Genomic DNA, 20,564 nt, shown 5'->3' with positions numbered 1-20,564 from the left:
GTATTACACCGTTACCAGCGAAAAAGGGCTATTTGAAATAAAAGCGCCCGCTGGTAATTACACCTTAACGGTATCTTTTATTGGCGCCAAAAGCCTGGAACAGGCGGTGGTGATCACAGCCGCCACATTTACAGATCTTCCCGCCATAAAACTGGAAGAAACCGCTTCCTCCCTGGGCGAAGTAGTGGTGGTGGGAAATCAGTACCGCGTAGCCGACAAGGAAAGCGAATATGTATCCAAAATGCAGCTGCGCAACCTGGAAAATCCACAGGTATATTCTGTTGCTTCCAGGGCGTTATTGCAGGAGCAGGCCATTGTAGATTATGTGTCTGCACTGAAAGCAATTCCCGGCGTAAGCGGTGCGCTGATAAGGCCGGGATACAACAGCTGGGTATACCTCCGCGGGTTTGTTGCCAGCGATAACTTCCGGGATGGCATGTATGTAGACCAGGGCGTGAATGCCGACCCGGTGAACACAGAAAGAATGGAAGTGATCAAAGGCCCTTCCGGTACGCTGTTTGGCTCCAACGGGGTATCTTATGGAGGATTGATTAACCGGGTTACTAAAAAGCCGTTCGACAGAAGAGCCGGGGAAATAGATGCCAACCTTGGCAGCTTTGGTTACAGCCGGCTAACAGTAGATGCCAACACCCCGCTGAACGATGATAAAACTGCGCTGTTTCGTATCAATGCTGCAGGCAGCTGGGACAATGGTTTCCAGGACTACGGCTATAAAAAATCGTATACCATTGCGCCTTCGTTTTCCTATAAACTGGACGATCGTACAGACGTGCTTTTCAGCACCGAGTTCCTTAACATGAAAGCCAATTCACCGGTACGTGTGAGGGGGATCAAAGTTCCTGGTGTTACCGGTTTTGATGAATTGAAACGGGATTATTTTAAATCATACGGCTCCAATAAACTGAATGGCGTATTTAATATCCGCAGCTTTTATACAAGGGTTACCCACCGGTTTTCAGATGCCTGGAAGCTGGATGTGAATGTAAATTATTCCGATTATAATTACGAGATCGGTAACATCTTCCTTAGTTTTCAGAAAGACAGTTTATGGCGTTATTACGGCGCATTTTCCAACGCCACCAAATCGCTGGCAATACAACCCAATCTTACCGGCGACTTCAAAATCGGTAAACTGCGCAATCGCTTACTGGTTGGCCTGGACTACCTGCACCGTGATACCCGTTATTCGCCGCTGGGAAATACCGTGCTGATAGACGGACTGGATTATACAAAATCATTTGTGCCGCCCATCAATGCAGCCAAAGTACTGGCAGACGGAGAAGCTGCAGCAGTAACTACCCTCAGCAAACCGGTGAATTATGCCGCTTATATAACGGATGTTATCTCCCTCACCGATCGGTTAAATGTAATGCTGAGTTTACGTCTCGATTATTTTGATAATAAAAAAGGCACCGAAATACTTGAAACCGGTGAAATATCGGGCAACTATGACCAAACGTCGCTGTCGCCCAAGTTCGGCGCCACCTACGAGATCATAAAAAATAAAGTGTCGCTGTTTGCCAATTACCAGAGCGGGTTTAACAATGTATACGGACAGGATGCCTTTGGCATCAGCTTCAAACCGGAAACAGCCAGGCAGGCAGAGGGAGGCGTGAAAATGGAGTTGTTGAACGGAAAGCTTAGCAGCACGGTTAACTACTACAATATACAGGTAGATAATGTAGTGCGCCAGGACCCCGGCAACCCGGCGCTGAGCATCCAGGATGGCACGCAGAAAAGCGAAGGGGTAGAAGCAGAGGTAACCGGTACCGTATTACCCGGCTTAAACGTAGTAGCAGGGTATGCCTATAATGATATTCATTTTGTAAAAACAGATAAGGGATTTGAAGGAAAAAGACCTGGCGGACCACCGGCGCATGCAGCCAACCTGTGGGTGAGCTATAGTTTTGTGAAAGGCCGCTTAAACGGGTTGGGAGCGGGTTTTGGAGGAAACTATGCCAGCAGCGCTTTCTGGGATGATCTTAATACCATACGCGTGCCGGGATATACCATCCTGAATGCCGTTGTATTTTACAATACAAAACGTTACCGTTTTTCTGTGAAAGCAGATAACCTTTCTGATCAGCGTTACTGGGATGCCAGCGGCAACCCACAGATGCCGCGGCGCCTGATATTGGGCATCGCCTTTAAGTTTTAAAGCACTGGCTACCACCAGCGCGGGGCTTGCTTTTTCACTGGGCAAACCCGATGGCCATGCCGCAGTGGGCCGGGAGGAAACCTTAGAGAATGTCCGGCAGATCATCAACGCCACCACATTGCCCGTGGCGGCCGACCTGGAAAATGGATTTGGTGACGACCCTTCTACCTGCGCCGAAACCATATTGCTTGCTGCAGCAACCGGGCTGTCGGGAGGTTCCATAGAAGACGCCACCGGTAACCCCAACAACCCGATATACCCGTTTGAACTGGCGGTGGAACGGGTGAAAGCTGCTGTGGCTGCAGCCCGTAGCTTATCGCGTCCTTTTGTGCTCACAGCGCGTGCGGAAAACCTCATTTATGGCCGCCCTGATCTGAAGGATACTATCAAACGACTGGAAGCATTTGCTGATGCCGGCGCCGATGTGCTGTTTGCCCCGGGGTTAAAAACGCCGGAAGAAATATCAGCGGTGGTAAAAGCTGTGGCGCCCCGCCCGGTGAATGTGGTAATGGGACTTTCAGGTGGTCATTTTTCATTGCAGCAACTGGAAGACCTCGGCGTAAAGAGAGTAAGCCTCGGCTCTTCACTGGTGAGGGCCGCATACGGTGCTGTATTCCGGGCAGCAGAAGAAATACTGCGGCAGGGTACTTTCACTTTTGCAGATACTGCAAAGTCCTACGGGGACATGAATACACTTTTCGGGAAATATTAACAGCGGGTAAGAAGTAAGCATTGTATAGATAACTGTTGTAAAAAGATAAGATATTTTGTCCCCCTCCGGCGATGTCAATCGTCATCAGGACATAAACAACAGCAGTATGAATACCACGAGTTTATTCAGGCCATTCGCCCTGAAATCATTGCGTACAAGGAACCGTTTTGTTATGTCGCCCATGACCCGTTCCTGTTCTCCCGGCGGCGTTCCCACCAGTGAAGTGGCCGCCTATTATCAACGGCGCGCGGCCGCAGAAGTAGGCCTGATCATATCAGAGGGCACGGTGATCGACCGGCCTTCTGCTGCCGATGATGGCAATGTTCCCAGGTTTTACGGGGAAGCATCCCTGGCCGGCTGGCAGCAGGTGATCAACGGTGTGCTGGACGCCGGTGGCCAGATGGCGCCACAGTTATGGCATTGTGGCATCCAGGAAAATCATGCTTCCGGGTGGTTGCCGCCCGCTCCGTTTGAAGGGCCTTCCGGCATCGGTAACGGGGTGGCTATGACAGATGCGGATATCGCTGATACCATTGCTGCCTTTGGACGTGCCGCTGCGCATGCAAAACGCATGGGGTTTAACAGCGTGGAAGTACAGGGTGCGCATGGTTACCTTATCGACCAGTTTTTCCGGGAGGACACCAATACCAGGACCGGTTTTTTTGGCGGCAAAACGCTGGCGGAACGCTGCCGGTTTGCCGTAGAGGTAACAAAGGAAATACGCAAACAGGTGGGAGATGATTTTGCAGTGATGATACGAATATCGCAATGGCATCTCAAAAACCTGCACAGCAAGCTTGCCCATACACCGGAGGAACTGGCAGCATGGCTAACGCCGCTGGCAGATGCAGGAATAGATATTTTTCATTGTTCTACCCGCCGTTTCTGGGAGCCGGAGTTTGAAGGATCGGATTTAAACCTTGCAGGATGGGCAAAGAAGCTTACCGGGAAAGCCACAATTACAGTGGGTTCCGTAGGACTGGATAAAGATATTATCTCATTGCACAGGGGCGAAAATTCGTCGCCCGCTTCTATAGATGAACTGGTGCGGAGGATAGACAACAATGAATTTGACCTGGTGGCGGTAGGGCGCTCCGTTTTAGCCGATCCATACTGGGTACAGAAAGTAAAGGAAAACAGGCTGGATGAGTTGCAGGGCTTTAACCGGGAAGCATTGTACCAGCTTGTGTAAGACGTTAACAATAGATAACAGTTCTCACACCGGTCTGGCATAGTTTTATCATTTATACGGGTAAACAAGAAGATTAAACCGCCTGCAGTCGCTTAAACTTCCGTCTATTCATCACAACATTAAAATTATGCGATCATGAGAACTTTAAAATACCTGGTTGTTGCCATTGTGCTCATTTCCGGGTTAAGCAGTTGCCTGGTGGTGAGAGACAGGCCAGGGTACTATTATCACCGCCCGTATCACCATCATCACTGGCATGGATATTATTAAGAAACAGCTCCGGCCCCCGGGTTATTCAGCCCCGGGGGCTTTTTTGAAAGAAAAAATGTTGAACGGTTGTGGAGATATTATCTGCTATAGTATCTTTAGTGCTACAACAAAATCAACATGTTATTTAAAAACCAGCCATTATTAATGATTGTCCTTTCATTGGGCATAGGGGTACCTGTGATCAGTGAGGCACAAACCCTGCCGCTTGATCCTGCGGTACGGACGGGAAAACTTTCCAACGGATTCACGTATTACATTCGCCGCAACACGCAGCCAGAGAAAAGAGTGGTGATGTACCTGGCCACCAAGGCAGGTTCTATCCTGGAAACAGACGAACAGCAGGGCCTCGCGCATTTCATGGAGCACATGAGCTTTAATGGTACCACGCATTTTCCGAAAAATGAACTGGTCGATTACCTGCAACGCTCGGGCGTACGTTTTGGCGCTGACATCAACGCCTATACGAATTTTGATGAAACCGTTTACCAGTTGCCATTACCCAGCGATAACCCGGAACTGCTGAAGAATGGTTTGCAGATCATGCGCGACTGGGCGCAGGAAGCTACCCTGGACCCTGCTGAAATTGACAAAGAACGCGGTGTGATCATCGAAGAAAAACGCTTACGCAAAGGCGTATCTGAACGTATCCAGCAACAAACGCTCCCCGTGCTGTTAAACCATTCCCGCTACGCTTCCCGCCTGCCTATTGGCACGGAAGAAGTGCTGCTTCATTTTAAGCCGGAAACGATCCGCGCTTTTTATAAAGACTGGTACCGGCCGGATCTGCAGGCGTTGATAGTAGTGGGGGATATTGATCCTGTGCAGATAGAACAGGCCATCCGGTCAAAATTTTCCGACCTGAAAAACCCTGCTGCCGAAAAGCCACGTGTTAAATACAATGTGCCGCTTACCGGTAAAAACCAGTTCCTGCAGGTAACCGATAAGGAAATTACCAACACCTCTGTACAGGTGATCATGAAGCAGCTGTCGCCTGAATTAAAAACGGTGGCCGATTACCGTGCCTCTTTGGTAAGAGGTTTATTTGGCCAGCTGTTAGGCGGCCGCTATGCAGAATTATCACGCCAGGCCGATCCGCCCTTCCTGAGCGGCGGCGCAGGTTACGGCGATCTGCTCGGCGGACTGGATGCATTTACCATTACTGCTACTACCAAAGCCGGCGGACTGGAGAAAGGATTTAAAGCCGCCTATCGTGAAGTACGCCGCGTGCAGCAATACGGCTTTACCCAAACAGAACTGGACCGGGCAAAGAAAAGCTACCTGCGCAGCATGGAATCTGCACTTAAAGAAAAAGATAAGGTGCAGTCAGACGGCTACGTTAAAGAATACCTGCAGTATTTCCTCAACGGAACAGCAGCGCCCGGGATAGTGAAAGAAAATGAACTGGTAAAAAGCCTGCTGGGCGGTATTTCCTTGCAGGAAGTAAACAAACAGGTATCCATCTACCTGAAAAATACCAACCGCGATATTCTTCTAACAGCACCGGAAAAAGAGAAAGCCGGTTTGCCAAACGAGGCTACCGTGCTGGGTTGGATGAGCAGTGTTGACAAAGAAGCCATCACCCCGTTTAAGGATGATGTAGAAAAACTGCCGCTGTTGAAAAAGGCGCCTATAGCCGGAAAGATCATTAAGGAAGAAAAAGATGAGCAGCTGGGTATCACTACGCTTACGCTGAGCAACGGTATTAAGGTAGTGCTGAAGAAAACCGATTTCCAGGATAACCAGATCCTGTTCAACGGCTTCTCCGAAGGAGGTACTTCCCTTTACAGCGACGCCGATTATCAAAGCGCTGCAAATGCAGCAGGGCTCATTGCTTCCGGTGGCATCGGCAACTATGGCGCTGTACAGCTGGGCAAATTCCTTACGGGAAAACAGGTGAGCCTGAATCCTTTTATTGCAGACAGAAGCCAGGGTATTAGTGGTGGCGCTGCTCCGCAGGATCTTGGCCTTGCGCTGGAATTACTGTATGGCTGTCTTACTGAGCCACGCAAGGATTCCGCTTTCTTTGAAGGGCAGATCGCTAAAGCCAGGGCCAGTCTTGCCAATAAAGGCGTAGATCCCAACCAGGTATTCGGCGACACCGTGAATGCAGTGCTGAGCAATTACAACATCCGCCGCACCGCTGTTACTATGGAAAAACTGGACCAGATCAACCTGGACAGGGCCTTTGATATTTATAAGGAAAGATTTGCAGATGCTTCCGGTTTTACTTTTGTTTTTGTAGGAAATATAGATGAAGAAAAGATAAAACCACTGCTCGAAAAATACATTGCGTCCCTGCCATCCAAAAACAGCCATGAACAGGCGAAGGATCTTGGTATTCATATTCCCGCAGGTAAAATTTCCCGGACCGTTTACAAAGGCAGCGAGCAGAAAGCCAGTGTATTACTGGTATTTTCAGGACCTTTTGAATATAATTATGAAAATACCCTGAAGATGGCGGCTTTGAAAGAGGTGCTGGAAATCAGGCTGCTGGAGCGTTTGAGAGAAGAAGAAAGCGGCGTTTACACTCCCAATGCAGAAGTAAGTGTGGCTAAGCTGCCGGAACAGCGTTTCAGTTTATCAGTTTCTTTCGGTTGCGCACCAGCCAATGTGGAACGCCTCATCGCCTCTGCAGTAGATGAGATCAACCAGTTGAAAATTACAGGTCCCGCATCTGTGAACATCGACAAATTCAAAGCCGAAACAAGGGTAGGCAGGGAAACCACTTTAAAAACCAACCAGTTCTGGCTGGGATATCTTGGTGCACAGTACGCCAACAAAGAGCCTCTGCACCAGTTATATGATTTTGATAAAGCGATGGATAAAGTGACCGTGGAAAGTGTGAAAGCGCTGGCGGCAAAAACGATCAGCAACGATAACTATATCAGGCTGGTATTAATGCCCGAAACAAAATAAAGTGATATGCCGCTGACGTTTTTTTGCGTCAGCGGCACATTGCTACAGTTTATCGCTCTCCCGTTGTAATTCTTCCACTACTTCATCGCGTTCGCGCACCAGCATTTTTACCACCTTGTTACCTTCTTTCACAAACTCAAAGGTGAGGTCGCGTTCTTTAGAAAAGAAGAGATTTTCTTTCTCTGCATAAAGCGGGAATTTTTTATCGCCTATCTGCAGGAGGAGAGAGCCGGCATCTGCTTTTATGAAAGCGGCTCCGGTTTGAGTGCCCTTATATTTACCGGTGTATGTTTGCAGCACCTCAGCCGGTAATGTAAGTGCTTTCCGTTTATTGATATACGGTGCCGGACCATGATCATAGCTCAGTACCCGGGTCATTTTCCAGCTGCCGTTTTTCAGCAGCCAGAGATGGGTGAATTTTGCAAGGCCGTCTGCCCGTTCCTTCTTTCCTTTTTCCTGTACATAGAACAGGTGCGAGCCGGTAAGGATGGCGCCATATATCACGCCGTTTTTCCTCAGCGGGAACACTTTGATGCTGCTGTCGATAGCTTCCCTTCTCAATGTAAAGCTGTCCCTGTTATTGCAAACGCCTTTTTCAAAAGATTGGGCCAAAGCGGGTTTGCCATTGGTGATGCCGCCTTTGTCGTGATAAAATTCAATGTCGTCAGAAAAGTACGTCATCATATTGGTTACGTCACATGTATTGTATGCCTGCCAGAAGAGGCTGTCGTTATGGAGTATCACTGCTGCCAGCTGCCGGTCGTTTTCCTGGGCCACTGATTTGTTGCTAAAGGAAAGGATACTTATAAATACCAGGATGCTGCTTGTAAAGTATTTTTTCATGAGATAAATTTTGAATGTATTAGAATGACGGCCTGTCTGCAGCAAAGATATATTATTACATGGTACTATCCAATACATAGTACTATGTTATTTACAATAAACTTAACAAGTAGGGCTTTTTTGTTTTACAATGGGGTATTAAGCAGTTTGCCGTTATATAGTTATTGCGTTTATGCCTTTTTGTTTTACAAAGGGGTATTCAGCATTGATTGCACAGTAGCCACATGATCATCTTTTACCGCTTCCAGGTATAGCCTGTAGCGATCCGGGTTTTCAGGTATGGAGATGGTAACGGAGGCGCCTGTGCCCAGTTTCTTTAAGAAAATACTGTTGCCGTAATGGTCTGTTTTTACCAGGTACCATTCAAACTTCAGGGAGCTGTTGTTATCTGCGGTTTTCCATTCGTTGTGGTTGTAAACAAGTGCATGATAGGTAAGCTGGTTGCCTGGATAAGTGGTTCTTGCCGGTCGTAGTATATGGATACGGGCGGTATCGGGAGTTTTGAAATTTTTGTTCCAGAGATGACCGAGCTGGTAGAAAGATGATTTATATCTTCCCTGGTGATCAATTAAACCGTCGAATGTAACGAAGTCGCGTGTTTCGAGATCCTGCCAGGTGGTGATGAAAGCGGATTGGCCGCCGGGCAGCCAGGCGCAGGCATTCACCGGCGCCTGGCTGATATAACAGGGAAGGGCCACAGTGGCCAGCTCCGCTAAACCGGTGGTATCGCTGCCTATTACAATGCCAAAGGCATCTGCCTGCGGTAGCTGCCGGTGCAGCAATGCAAGGGTACCGCTGATATTGCCATTGAGGGCTACGTCTATTGTCAGCGGTCTTGTGGAGTCTATGCCTTTAATGGCTGCGGTCAGGTTATGCAGCCAGGTAACAAAGCTTTGCTGCCGGTAAAGCAGCTCCGGCTTGTAGTATTGTTTTGAAAGCTGCTGCCATACGGTGTTACCAATGTTCCATGCTACTATATCCCGGTTCTGTTTCAGGGCGCTTACCTGTTCCAGGATGCCTGCCCTGAGCGATGAAAGCATGTCTGCCTGTTCCTGCATATCAGTTATTTCAGGGATCCAGAAACCATAATGGATTTTCATATCCGTTTCCCTGGCCACACGGAGTATGTTGCGGTCGTATACGCCCGGTCCGTATCGCCGGATGGTATTTACGCCAAGCGCCTTCATCGCGGCAAAATCTTTTGCAATTTCCCGGCGGGTAAGCGCATGTAAATTCCTGAACCAGTTTTCACCTTTCTGGTAATTCATTCCCCGGATGTTGCCTGGCAATGGTATATGGGCGGAAACCCTTTCGGGTACAGGATCAGGGGTGATTGCTCCAAAAGGCGGTACCTTGCTGCTGTTACGGATGCGGGCATACCGTCCGGCGGCTGCAAATACTTTCGCCGGTTCCTCTAACTGCCAGTTGAGCATATTCCCGTCAACAGGGCGAAGGATATTTTTATCCTCCCCGCTGTTAAACAGCACGTAGGCATGTATTTCACTAAAGCGGTCATTAATGGATTTAAAGGCATCTTCCATCCATTGCTGCTGGTTGCCGGCGCCGCGGAGGGAGCCCATTTCAGCCACCATTACAGGCAGGCCGGAACGGAATACGGGCAACCGGTGGAAGGGCGCATACAGTTCGCCGAAAGTATATGATTGCCCGTTTTCGTTCTGCGGGCCATAGTTCAGAGCTGTCACCCCGATCCAGTCGACATACGGTATGCCGGGAAAGTAATCCATCGCCGCGGCTGCGCGCCAGGGGTTCCATACCCACACAACATTATTAACCCCTTTGCGGCTGAACAGTCGGCAGATATACTGCCAGGCGGCTTTGAATTCTTCCGGGGTATTGTTACCGGCCGGCGACCAGGGATAGGCGGGGTTATCCGCTTCATGCGCAAAACGTATGAACACCGGTCGGTTCAGCGATTTTATCCGGGCTGCAAACCGGAGCAGGTACGGATCAAAAAAGCCGGCGCTGATATGCGCAAATACTTTCTGCCCTTTACTGAGCTCCTTATCAGCGGCGCTGTTATCAAACAGGTTGGTCCAGGGCTCCCAGGTGATCATAGGCAGGGAACCGTTGTTATAAATGGCGGCTACAAGTGAATCGGGCACGTTACATTGCGGCGCATCCCCCCATGGGATATACAGTGAAATGATGTTGAAGCAGGCATTGAAATGTTGCTGGTAATCCTTCACAGGGGCAAGGGAGCTAAGGCCGTTTCCATCAGCCGGGCTGAATATCCCGGTATAGAAAGTACTTTGCCGAGGCGCCGGCGCAGGTTTTTCCACCGCCGGCTCATGGTTGCTGGTGGTCATATATCCTGTTAACAGCACCACTGCCAGTAGCAAAGGCAGCCCCAGTTTGCGGAACGCGGCATACAAATGAAGATGCCGGAAAAGCCATAGCTTTTCTTTTAACAGTAACGGGTATACGAGAATTGTTTTTAGCCAGTGGTGTTTTTCAGACAAACGGCGCAGGCGCAGACTAACCATGATATTGAACGTCATGATCAGGCAGTTGACTCCTGCTATCCCGGCCATTACAAGGGAGTACGGGTTCCAGTCGTACGACAATCCATAAACAATCGCAGCCAGCGATGCCAGTAATACAATAATGTTGGGGATATTCAGCTGCCAGGGATCAGGCCCGCTGTCATCCTTAGGTGTAGGGATATACGGTACTTTTTTCCGGATCACGGTATAAATCAGCCCGAGGATATAAATCCACCAGGTGCCTATCAGCAGTAATCCTCCTACTACGTGAAACCCTCGTTCTTTTTCTTCCATTACCCAGCGCTGTACAAAATGACGGATCAGGATAATAGCGGTAACCGCCGGTAATCCCAGCAGGGCAAAATTGATGAAGTCGACCCGGAAAGGTATCAGGCCTGTAATCAGCGATAGAATGGGAATGAGGAAGTTGATAAAGAAAACGATACCCGATAAATAATGCAGGGGAATAGTGCCGTAATGCAGCCGTTGCCGCCAGGTAAAAGACCAGAACAGTTTAGGGTAGGAGGTAACCAGTAATTCCAGGCAGCCGCGCGCCCATTTCAGCTGTTGCGCATAATAGGCCGACATGGTAGAGGGGACCAGCCCCCTGGTAAGCACCGTGGGTACATACACCGATTTCCAGCCTTTGGCGTGCAGCTGCATGGCGGTGTGCATGTCTTCCGCAAGACCACTGGCATGCCCGCCTATACTGTCCAGCGCAGCTCTCCTGAAGGTGCAGTTGGCGCCTATGGCCAGTACGGTACCATAGCTATTCATAGTAGCCATAATAGGGCCATAGAACTGGAAGGTTTGCTGGGCTGCGCCTTTAGCCACCAGGTTATCGCCCAGGTTGCTGTATGCCTGTACGATCTGTACAAAACCTACTTCAGGATTATTGAAGTGAGATACAATGGGATCAAGAAAATCCGGTGAAGGCACATGGTCAGGGTCCATCACCACGCAAAGCTCACCGGTGGCCTGCTTCAGGGCATTGTTGATATTCCCGGCCTTGGCATTTTCCCTTGTAGTCCGCGTTACATGTTTTACTCCCAGTTGTTTGCATACAGCAATGAGGTAAGGATCATTTGCTTCATCGCAGAGGTAGGTAGTATGCGGGTAGGTGATGGCCTGTATAGCTGTTAAGGTTTCCACGATCATGGCATAGGGCTCGCCGGGGCAGAAGGTGGTAAGAATATCGACGGTGAAAGGATGTTGTTTAGGCGGAGTAGCCGGTACTGAAATGGAAAAATAATGATACCATTCGTGAAGTATGGTGAGACAGTTAAAGATAAAGCCGCCCATCAGCACCCAGTAAAATGGTGCATACCCGATCTGCGCCTTGTTCAGCAAACAATAGAGCATATAGGCCATGCCGCAGGTTCCCAGCAGGATCATGAGCCGCAGCGTGAAGCGTTCACGGCGTGAGGGCGGCAGGATGGGTGATGGTTTCTCTATCATTGACTGACTACGTAAAATGGTGTATTGGCGGTGGCGAAATGTCCTTTATTATCTGAAACAGTTGCAAAGATCCTGTAAGGTCCTTCTTTCCCGGGAGAACGGAAAGTAATTTTGTTGCCTGTTGCTTTTAACAGCAGGTTGTTGAAAGCAACGGGTTTTTGCGTATTAGGCTCATCCCTGTTTTTGGTGTGCCAGTCTTCCGCCAGTAACTCCCATGTAATTTGCAGAGAAGCGGCGGAAGTATCAGCCAGTATTACCTCGGCAGTTTGCAGGCTGTTGGGGTTCAGCAGGATGTTGTTGCTGCCTGTTTTACCATTCAGTAGCAGGGTATTTACTGCGGGCGCCCTGTTGGCGGGCCATTTGCCGGTCCACAGGTATTGCATAACATTTACCGTTTCCGAGGCCTGGCCATCTTTTGTAAACAAACTGAACCAGGTATGCGTTACTTCCTGTTTATTGCCCCAGTAAAAAACGCAGGCGCCGAGGAACCGCGGATCTTTTACAGGCATATACTGTTCGTAGATCTGAAGGTACCGTTGCGCTTTCCGGGTGCTGGTGTTTTCAACGGGGGCGCCCCATGTAGTTAACTCCCATTCCCAGGGACCGTTGATTCCCCATTCGGAGATCAGAAACGGCCCATCCCAGAACCAGGAAAACTTTTCAAGGTCGCGCTGCAAATGGTGCAGGTCTCCAAAGATATTCATCGAAATCAGGTCGAGCCCAGTTACCTTAAACCGGATATTATAAAGACAGCGCCTGTTGAAATTGATCAATGCAGTGGTCACCGGATGATCGGGATCTTCCCTGTGGATCATTTCCAGCAAATGATTATAGGCTTTGTAAAAGCGGTTGTACTGCGGTTTATAGGGGAAGTCGATTTCATTGCCCAGGCACCACATCAGCAATGCGGGGTGCGATTTATACCGGTTTACCACATTCCTGAAGGCGTCATATTGCGCCGCTACTCTGGCCGTATCATCATAATAATCTGAAAAACCGCTTACCGGCATCGGGAAGCCTGCTATTACTGCAATATGATTGGCATAGGCATCATCCAGGAGCTGGCCGAGGCGCAGGGTATCCCAGGTGCGGATGGTATTGCCCCCGGCGGCATGCAGTGCTGCGAAATTTTCCGTGCCGGCAGCTCCTTTTATCAGGAAGGGCTGGCCATCCCGGTAAAGCATGTATTGCTTCCCTTCTTTGATTATATACACTTTACCCTTACGCAATGGCGCCGGGGATGATACGCAACCGGTAAGAACGGTGCACAGCGCAACATGAAAACAGATCTTCTTAAACATTCACCAGGTATATAATGTATCACAACAGCTGGCCGAATATAGGACAAAATCATTTACTTTTTTTTCTATAATTTTAATCACCTGGTATCATAACCGGTTGATCATCTTCCAAAATAAAAGAAATCAAAAGCAATTACTTTTTTCCGTGAAACCATAATAAAAGAAACTAAAGATGATATTGCGTAAAGTATTCACCGGTGCGGCGCTCTGCAGCATGTTGTTTTTTTCGGCCAATGTATCCGCACAATCAGAAAAGCCAGGCGTAACAGATATCACTTTCCACCTGCTCACCTGGGTGAAACACCTGGATGGCGGGCTCGATAAATACTTTAAAAAAGAGAAAGGGGAACAACTGAACCAGCAGCTGGAATTCCTGAAACAGGGATTGAATGATTATAAGAAAGCAAGAAAAACGCTTGCAGACAGCTTGTTCCGCAACAACATAGCTCCCGGTAAAAAAGATGAGCGCAACCTGGAAACGCTGAAAGAAAAAATGAGCTTTGTAATGGAAAAGCTGCGCGGGGTTACAGATCTCGTGAACCCTGAATTACAGGCGGAAGGGGATAAGCTGAACGAAGAAATTTACAATGCTTTATACAGCGATCAGCCAAAATATTTATCTTACCTGGAAGCCTTCCTCGGCGGCCTGGAGGTCACTAAAAAAGACCTGGCGCTGGATGGCAGTACAGCTTATACACGGCTGGAAGAATCTGTAAATATCATTTCAACGCTGGAAAGTAAGATTAACAGGAAGATGGGGCAATGACCTCACAATCCTTTCCCCTTGCTTACCCAACCATTATTTTTAATGCTAAAGCGATACGGGAGATAAGCGTCTTCCCCGGCGTATTGCACGCCTACACGGGTGGATACGGTGATGTCTTCATCTGTAATATCCTGTCCTGTTTCAATCCATACTTTTTTACCGGTAAGACTTTCCCCGTTCAATGCCGCATCAATGCCCATTGCCTTGCACAGGCTGCCCGGGCCAGCGGTAAGTTTGGCGGAAGGCTTGTTGTTATAACGGCGCTGCATCATATCAATACCGTCTACCGGCTGTAATGCCCTGATCAAAACGGCATGGGGCGTGTCTTCCACATTGGTAACTACATTAAAGAGATAGTGGATGCCATAGCAAAGATATACATAAGCAAATCCGCCTGACCGGTACATTACTTCCGTGCGTTTGGTCCGGCGGTTGTTCCAGGCATGTGAGGCCCTGTCGCCAACACCTGCATAAGCCTCCGTTTCCACGATCATACCGGCGGTACGGACGCCGTTAATATCCGTTACCAGTATTTTGCCCAGTAATTGTTTCGCAATAGCAGTCACATCGTGCTGTTGGTAAAATGTTTTTTTTAATTTCGCCATGCTGAAAATAAATATCCCCCGTTTTGATAAATGAAATTATGTTATTTGCATTATTATAATCAGCCTTATTATGTCAGCCATCCACCTATATTCGGACAATGAACTGCTTGATTTGATGAAATCAGGCGATGGCGCTGCGTTTGACGAAATCTATCAACGGTATTGGAATATTCTTTTTAAATCGGCCTGGTATCTTTTGCAGGACAAAGCCGCCTGCATGGATGTGGTGCAGGATGTATTTGTATGGCTATGGGAGCACCGCGATCATGTGGTGCTTACCACGTTGCGGGGCTACCTGGTAATGGCTGTACGTTACAAAGCGGCCAACTATCTCAGGAACAGCAAGGTCCGCGCCGCCTTTGTTGCAGAAAACGCCGCTCTTGAAACAGATGGCGCCAGCGAAGAATGGATGCTGGAGCTCAAAGAGCTGAAAGCCGTGATAGCAGGCTTTACAAACGCCCTTCCATCCCGGTGCAGGGAGGTATTTTACCTGAGCCGGCATGAGCATCTTTCCAACCGTGAGATAGCCTCCCGGCTGGGCATCTCCGAAAAAACAGTAGAAAACCAGATCACTACCGCACTCAAAAAGCTACGGGTACGACTAGGCAGTATGTCGCTGCTGATGTAACCTGAAAATTTTTTTTCCATCACATAGGGGATGTGTTTTACTGAAGTGCCATATGGATATAAGCACCGGTATGGACCAGGAAAAACTACGGCAATTATCAGCGAAAATAAGCGACGGCACTGCATCCGACGAGGAAATTGCATGGTACCACCGCTATTGCCTGGCCGCTGAGCAGGCGGCAAAGGCATCGGGAGCAAATATTCCTGATGATGAAGATACCCGTGCGGAAATGTACCGGCAGATCCGTGGCCGGATCAAAGGGAAAAAGGAGAGGCTCCCCTTAAAATACCGGTATGCAGCTGCAGCAGCGCTTACGGGAGCATTGGCCGCCACTGCGTTTTTGTACCGCCCGGCCACCCATAAAAGCCAGCCGGCAGTTGTTGCCGCTGCTTCACAAAATATACCCGCAGGTGGTAACAAGGCCGTTCTCACGCTGGCCAATGGCAAAGAAATAATGCTCAGCGATGCAGGCGCCGGCGATATCGTAAAACAGGCGGGCCTCCGTATTTACAAAACTTCCGCCGGTGAAATTGTATATGAGGCCACCGCTACGGGAAATGTATCGGATACCGGTATCAACCGCATTACTACTCCCCGGGGAGGGCAATACAGCGTTGTGCTCCCGGATGGCAGCAAAGTATGGCTGAATGCCGCTTCCTCCCTCAGTTACCCCGTTAACTTCTCCGCCAGGGAACGCAGGGTAATGCTCCAGGGCGAGGCCTATTTTGAGATCGCCAGGAATGCCGGCAGGGCTTTTAAAGTAGTTACCGCTACCCAGACAGTAGAAGTACTGGGCACTCATTTTAATGTAGATGCCTATAGCGATAATGCGATGGTACGCACCACGCTTCTTGAAGGAAGCGTAAAAGTAGTTACCGCACCCGGCACGCAATTAATGCTGAAGCCCGGAGAGCAGGCCCGTTTCAATAACCAGACAGGCGCGTTGCAGAAAAGCAATGTGAGCGAGGAAGATGTGATTGCCTGGAAAAACGGCTATTTTATTTTTAATGATACCTGGCTTACAGATGTATTATTACAGCTGTCGCGCTGGTATGATGTACAGGTAGACCAGGCCACCATTCCCAGGATCCGCTATAGCGGATCCATACCACGACAAAAAACTTTACAGGAAGTATTGGCGATGCTTGAATTTACAGGCAACCGGCATTTTGAAATAGTGAACAGAACAATCAAAGTAAAATAACAAAGCCAAAATCAGGAGGACCACCAAAAAAGAAAACCGGTTATGCGTCCAACATAACCGGCGGTAAATCAGGTAAAATCAGTTACCAAACGAGCATTTAGTAAACTATTCATTCACCTAATCAAGCAAATGTATGTATTTCAGAAATTCATACAAGGGAATGTTTTGCCCTGTGCCTGGCAGTATTCCCTTTACTCCACGTCTAACTAAATTACTGATCGTCATGAAGCTGACTTTCTTTTTATTCATCACCGCCTTACAGGTGTCGGCCACGGCTTATTCGCAGCAGGTGTCGCTGAAACTGGACCATGGCTCCCTGAAAGCGGTGTTCTCGGAAATCAGGAGGCAAACGGGATATCATGTGTTATTCAGTACCGAGCTGCTGGAAAAAGCTTCGCCGGTAACCATGAATGTAAAAGATGCATCCATTGAAGAAGTGCTGGCAGCGGCGCTTTACGGGCAGCCTTTATCATACAGGATAGAAGACCGGCAGATCCTGATCGGTAATAAACAAATGCCTGTCCCGGGTGGGCAGCCATCGGCAAAGGTGCCTGTTAAAGGAACGGTGACCGACGACAAAGGACATCCTGTTCCCGGCGCCAGCATCCTGGAAAAAGGTACATCCAACGGTACCATCACCAACGAACAGGGAGAATTTTCCCTGAATGTGCAAAGCAATGACGCCATCCTCATTATCCGGTCTATCGGCTATGTGCACCAGGAAGTGAAAGCGGCCGGCATGGTAAAAATTGTATTGAAGGAAGACCTTTCCGCGATGAGTGAAGTAGTAGTGGTGGGATATGGCGCACAGAAGAAAGCCAATCTCACTGGTGCGGTAAGCACGGTGAAAATGGATGAAGTGCTGGGCGATAGGCCCGTAAGCTCCGCCTCACAGGCGCTGCAGGGCGCCGTTCCCGGCTTGCAGGTAACATTTGGCACCGGTCAGCCTGGCGCCTCCACAGCGCTTAATATCCGCGGGTTCACCTCTATCAACGGCGGATCGCCGCTGGTGCTGGTCGACAATGTGCCGATGGATATAGATGATGTAAATCCCAAAGACATCGATAATGTAACCGTACTGAAAGATGCCGCCGCTGCTTCTATTTACGGGGCCAGGGCCGCTTTTGGCGTGATCCTCGTCACCACTAAAAAAGGGAAAAAGAATCAACCCATCAAATTCAATTATTCCGCCAACTTCACCTCCAATACGCCTACCACCTTACCTAAAAAAGCAACGCCGCTGGAACTGGTAAGCGCACTGAAAGACTTTGGCACCAATTCCTACTGGACCGGCCAGAATGTAAACACCTGGCTGGATCTGCTGAACGATTACCAGCAGAACCCCGGTAAATATCCTGATGGCAGCGCTACCGTTAACGGGTTGAAATATCCCCTTGCGCAAACAGATCTCTATGGCGATCTTTTTACGCGCGGTTTTGAACAGATGCATAACTTCTCCTTCGGAGGCGGCTCGGAGAAAACAACTTACCGCGTTTCCGGCGGGTATACCGGGGAAGATGGGATACTTGTTACCAACAAGGATAAATACACCCGCTACAACCTGAACACATTTGTTAGTTCCGATCTCACCAAAAATCTTAATGCCAGTGTAAATATTTTTTACAAAAACGGTAAGCGTACAACTCCCGCTAATTTCGGCGGCCTCTTTTATAATGCCATCACCTACAGCTCCTATATGCCTACCGGTTATGGTACGGCGCCCAACGGGGATGTATTGCCCTATAACACACCTAACAATGTTGTGAAAGTGGAACCGGTGAATACCACCACCGGCGATGATCTCCGCCTGTTCGGAAAACTGGAGTATAACCCGCTTAACGGTCTGAAAGTAACTGCCGAATATACTTTCAATAAAAGCAACAGTGACGACCGCGATATCCAGGATAAAAATGAATACATCAACGCGGCTACCTACGACCGGCAGTTTCTCAACAACAATACCCGCTATACCCGCGCCAATGAGCAAGTTACCTACCAGGCGCTGAACGTGTATGCCAACTATACCAAAGCATTTGATAACCATCACCTGAACTTCCTGCTGGGCACCAACCAGGAAAGCAGCAAACAGGAAAAATTCTCTGTTAACCGCCTCGATATCCTGAGCCCCCAGGTACCTTCGTTATCTACCAGCACCGGTACTATTGCGGGAGATGACGGCTTTGGAGAGTACGCCATTTCCGGGTACTTTGGCAGGATCAACTACGACTATAAAAATAAATATATGCTGGAAGTGAACGGCCGCTTTGACGGCTCCAGCCGTTTCGCCCCGGGCCAGCGCTTCGGCTTCTTCCCTTCGGTTTCCGCAGGATGGAATGTAAGTGAAGAATCTTTCATGAAATCATTGTCCAACACTGTTTCTCTTTTTAAACTCAGGGGATCTTTTGGAGAGATAGGCAACCAGGTAGTGTTTATGAAAAATAAAGATGATGTAAGCGTGCCTAACTATTATCCGTATGTACCAGGTATGGAGCCGTACAACGCCGCCTGGACAGACCCCGCCACCAACATCAGGTATGTATCCCTTACCACGCCCGCACTGGTGAGCGCCAGCTTTACCTGGGAAACAGTACGTACTCTCAATTTCGGTACGGACATCAGTTTGCTGAGAGGCCGCCTTAATACTACGTTCGACTGGTTCCGCCGCAGCACCCTGAATATGCTGGCTCCCGGTGCTGAATTGCCTGCCATTCTCGGGGCCGCGGCGCCGCTGCAGAATGTGGCCGACCTCCAGTCGAAAGGATGGGAACTGGAAATGTCGTGGAAAGACAGGATAAAAGACGTGAGCTATTCCATCGGGTTCAACCTGTCCGACAGCCGCGCTTATATCACCCGTTATAACAACCCCGCCGGATTGCTTAACATTAATGGTTCCGGGCAGCTGACCAATTATTATGTAGGGCAGGAAATAGGGGAGATATGGGGTTATGTTACCAAAGGATATTTTACGGCAGATGATTTCGAGAAAGGCTCTCTTGATGCCAACCTGCAAAAGGGTACCTTACTTCCAGGCATAGCAGGGTTTAAAGGTGTACAGCAGAACCCTGGCGATATCCGTTATGAAGATCTGAACGGCGATCATGTCATCTTCACAGGAAATAATACTTTATCTGATCCGGGCGACCGTAAAGTGATCGGTAATGCAAGACGCAGGTTCCAGTTTGGCATATTTGGTAATGCTTCCTATAAAAATTTTGATCTCTCTTTCTTCCTGCAGGGAGTAGGTAAAAGAGATATGTGGATCAGCAACCAGCTCTACTGGCCCTACCTGAACCAGTTTGGTACCTTGTATAAGCACAACCTCGATTACTGGACGCCTTCCAATCCCAATGGCTTTTACCCGAGAAGCTATCCCGATGCCGCCGGCAGCACCGGTACCAGCCGGAATGTGCAAACCAAATATATGTCGGATGGCGCTTACCTCCGTGTGAAAAACATCACGCTGGGATATGCCGTACCAAAGGCATGGCTGAAACGCATCTTCATTAACAATATCCGCTTATTCGTTTCCGGGGAAAATCTTTTCACCTTCGATCACCTGCCCGATGGTATGGATGCAGAAGCGGATATCGTAAGCGATGGCGGTATTTATCCGTTCATGAAGAAATACAGTTTTGGTGTTAACGTAAACTTCTAACCCGAAAAAAAAAGATGATGAAACGTATTATATATATCCTCATAGCGGCATTGCTGGCCCAGGGCTGTAGCAGCAAACTGGACCTGCAGCCAAAGGATCAGCTTACAGAAAAAACAACCTTTACAAAATACGATAACATCAAGGCATACGCGTGGCAGTTCTACGAAGTGTTCCCGGGGTATTCCGCCGAGTATGTGAACAAGGAGTATGATGCCGACCTGTTCCTGAACGCTAATCCAAACGGCGAATCCAACTGGATCTGGCAAAGGATCGTGATCCCTTCCAGTTCCAATGATTATACGGATCCTTACAACAGGATCAGGGCAGTGAA

13 protein-coding genes and 1 pseudogene are annotated in these 20,564 nt (G+C 48.8%); 10 read left to right on the top strand and 4 right to left on the bottom strand.

What is annotated here, in order from left to right; all coding sequences use genetic code 11:
* The 5 genes from VIM72_RS00880 to VIM72_RS00860 all read left to right on the top strand — a co-directional run.
* Positions 1-2,179: TonB-dependent siderophore receptor (locus VIM72_RS00880; RefSeq protein ID WP_332000981.1), on the top strand; the 2,179-nt coding region annotated here is incomplete at its 5' end.
* A gap of 4 nt (positions 2,180-2,183) precedes the next feature.
* Entirely contained in the window at positions 2,184-2,891 is a 708-nt protein-coding gene (locus VIM72_RS00875) for an isocitrate lyase/phosphoenolpyruvate mutase family protein (protein WP_332000982.1), read from the top strand.
* Positions 2,892-2,997: 106 nt separating this feature from the next.
* Complete coding sequence (locus VIM72_RS00870; RefSeq protein WP_332000980.1) at positions 2,998-4,083, top strand: NADH:flavin oxidoreductase; 1,086 nt, start codon at positions 2,998-3,000, stop codon at positions 4,081-4,083.
* Between the two features lie 135 nt (positions 4,084-4,218).
* A complete protein-coding gene (locus tag VIM72_RS00865; RefSeq protein WP_332000979.1) occupies positions 4,219-4,353 on the top strand; it encodes a hypothetical protein in 135 nt (44 codons plus the stop codon).
* A 117-nt stretch (positions 4,354-4,470) separates the two neighbouring features.
* Positions 4,471-7,269 carry an insulinase family protein gene (locus VIM72_RS00860; protein WP_332000978.1) on the top strand — a complete coding sequence of 933 codons (2,799 nt, stop codon included), beginning with the start codon at positions 4,471-4,473 and terminating at the stop codon, positions 7,267-7,269.
* 42 nt (positions 7,270-7,311) lie between these two features.
* Here VIM72_RS00860 and VIM72_RS00855 read toward each other — a convergent pair whose 3' ends face one another.
* From VIM72_RS00855 to VIM72_RS00845, 3 genes are all read right to left on the bottom strand, one after another.
* The gene (locus tag VIM72_RS00855; protein ID WP_332000977.1) at positions 7,312-8,112 is read right to left on the bottom strand and encodes a nuclear transport factor 2 family protein; all 801 of its coding nucleotides are present in this window, start codon (positions 8,110-8,112) and stop codon (positions 7,312-7,314) included.
* A 185-nt stretch (positions 8,113-8,297) separates the two neighbouring features.
* Positions 8,298-12,074, bottom strand: a complete 3,777-nt coding sequence (locus tag VIM72_RS00850; protein WP_332000976.1) for a glycosyltransferase family 2 protein — start codon at positions 12,072-12,074, stop codon at positions 8,298-8,300.
* The gene (locus VIM72_RS00845) at positions 12,071-13,375 is read right to left on the bottom strand and encodes a glycoside hydrolase family 2 TIM barrel-domain containing protein (protein ID WP_332000975.1); all 1,305 of its coding nucleotides are present in this window, start codon (positions 13,373-13,375) and stop codon (positions 12,071-12,073) included. Before VIM72_RS00845 ends, VIM72_RS00850 begins: the two co-directional genes overlap by 4 nt.
* Before the next feature lie 172 nt (positions 13,376-13,547).
* Here VIM72_RS00845 and VIM72_RS00840 point away from each other — a divergent pair, with 172 nt between their 5' ends.
* Positions 13,548-14,141 carry a hypothetical protein gene (locus VIM72_RS00840; RefSeq protein WP_332000974.1) on the top strand — a complete coding sequence of 198 codons (594 nt, stop codon included), beginning with the start codon at positions 13,548-13,550 and terminating at the stop codon, positions 14,139-14,141.
* 2 nt (positions 14,142-14,143) lie between these two features.
* Here VIM72_RS00840 and VIM72_RS00835 read toward each other — a convergent pair whose 3' ends face one another.
* Positions 14,144-14,746 carry a DNA-3-methyladenine glycosylase gene (locus VIM72_RS00835; RefSeq protein ID WP_332000973.1) on the bottom strand — a complete coding sequence of 201 codons (603 nt, stop codon included), beginning with the start codon at positions 14,744-14,746 and terminating at the stop codon, positions 14,144-14,146.
* Positions 14,747-14,816: 70 nt separating this feature from the next.
* Between VIM72_RS00835 and VIM72_RS00830 the strand changes: the two genes are divergently transcribed.
* The 4 genes and pseudogenes from VIM72_RS00830 to VIM72_RS00815 form a co-directional block, all read left to right on the top strand.
* Positions 14,817-15,374, top strand: a complete 558-nt coding sequence (locus VIM72_RS00830) for an RNA polymerase sigma-70 factor (RefSeq protein WP_332000972.1) — start codon at positions 14,817-14,819, stop codon at positions 15,372-15,374.
* 52 nt (positions 15,375-15,426) lie between these two features.
* Positions 15,427-16,578, top strand: coding sequence for a FecR family protein (locus tag VIM72_RS00825; protein ID WP_332000971.1), 1,152 nt, complete (start codon positions 15,427-15,429; stop codon positions 16,576-16,578).
* 223 nt (positions 16,579-16,801) lie between these two features.
* Positions 16,802-20,233, top strand: coding sequence for a TonB-dependent receptor (locus VIM72_RS00820; RefSeq protein ID WP_332000970.1), 3,432 nt, complete (start codon positions 16,802-16,804; stop codon positions 20,231-20,233).
* 17 nt (positions 20,234-20,250) lie between these two features.
* Positions 20,251-20,564 (top strand): annotated as a pseudogene (locus tag VIM72_RS00815) (hypothetical protein); the annotation flags it as partial.

This window comes from Chitinophaga sp. (assembly GCF_036569185.1).
Taxonomy (GTDB): domain Bacteria; phylum Bacteroidota; class Bacteroidia; order Chitinophagales; family Chitinophagaceae; genus Chitinophaga.
This window is presented reverse-complemented; position numbering and strand designations above follow the sequence as displayed.

What these genes read in the sequence shown, in the direction of transcription:
- VIM72_RS00825 (WP_332000971.1), top strand. Translation starts at nt 15,427, where the DNA reads ATGGATATAAGCACCGGTATGGACCAGGAAAAACTACGGCAATTATCA.
- VIM72_RS00845 (WP_332000975.1), bottom strand. Translation starts at nt 13,375, where the DNA reads ATGTTTAAGAAGATCTGTTTTCATGTTGCGCTGTGCACCGTTCTTACC.
- VIM72_RS00835 (WP_332000973.1), bottom strand. Translation starts at nt 14,746, where the DNA reads ATGGCGAAATTAAAAAAAACATTTTACCAACAGCACGATGTGACTGCT.
- VIM72_RS00850 (WP_332000976.1), bottom strand. Translation starts at nt 12,074, where the DNA reads ATGATAGAGAAACCATCACCCATCCTGCCGCCCTCACGCCGTGAACGC.
- VIM72_RS00840 (WP_332000974.1), top strand. Translation starts at nt 13,548, where the DNA reads ATGATATTGCGTAAAGTATTCACCGGTGCGGCGCTCTGCAGCATGTTG.
- VIM72_RS00865 (WP_332000979.1), top strand. Translation starts at nt 4,219, where the DNA reads ATGAGAACTTTAAAATACCTGGTTGTTGCCATTGTGCTCATTTCCGGG.
- VIM72_RS00855 (WP_332000977.1), bottom strand. Translation starts at nt 8,112, where the DNA reads ATGAAAAAATACTTTACAAGCAGCATCCTGGTATTTATAAGTATCCTT.
- VIM72_RS00870 (WP_332000980.1), top strand. Translation starts at nt 2,998, where the DNA reads ATGAATACCACGAGTTTATTCAGGCCATTCGCCCTGAAATCATTGCGT.
- VIM72_RS00860 (WP_332000978.1), top strand. Translation starts at nt 4,471, where the DNA reads ATGTTATTTAAAAACCAGCCATTATTAATGATTGTCCTTTCATTGGGC.
- VIM72_RS00820 (WP_332000970.1), top strand. Translation starts at nt 16,802, where the DNA reads ATGAAGCTGACTTTCTTTTTATTCATCACCGCCTTACAGGTGTCGGCC.
- VIM72_RS00830 (WP_332000972.1), top strand. Translation starts at nt 14,817, where the DNA reads ATGTCAGCCATCCACCTATATTCGGACAATGAACTGCTTGATTTGATG.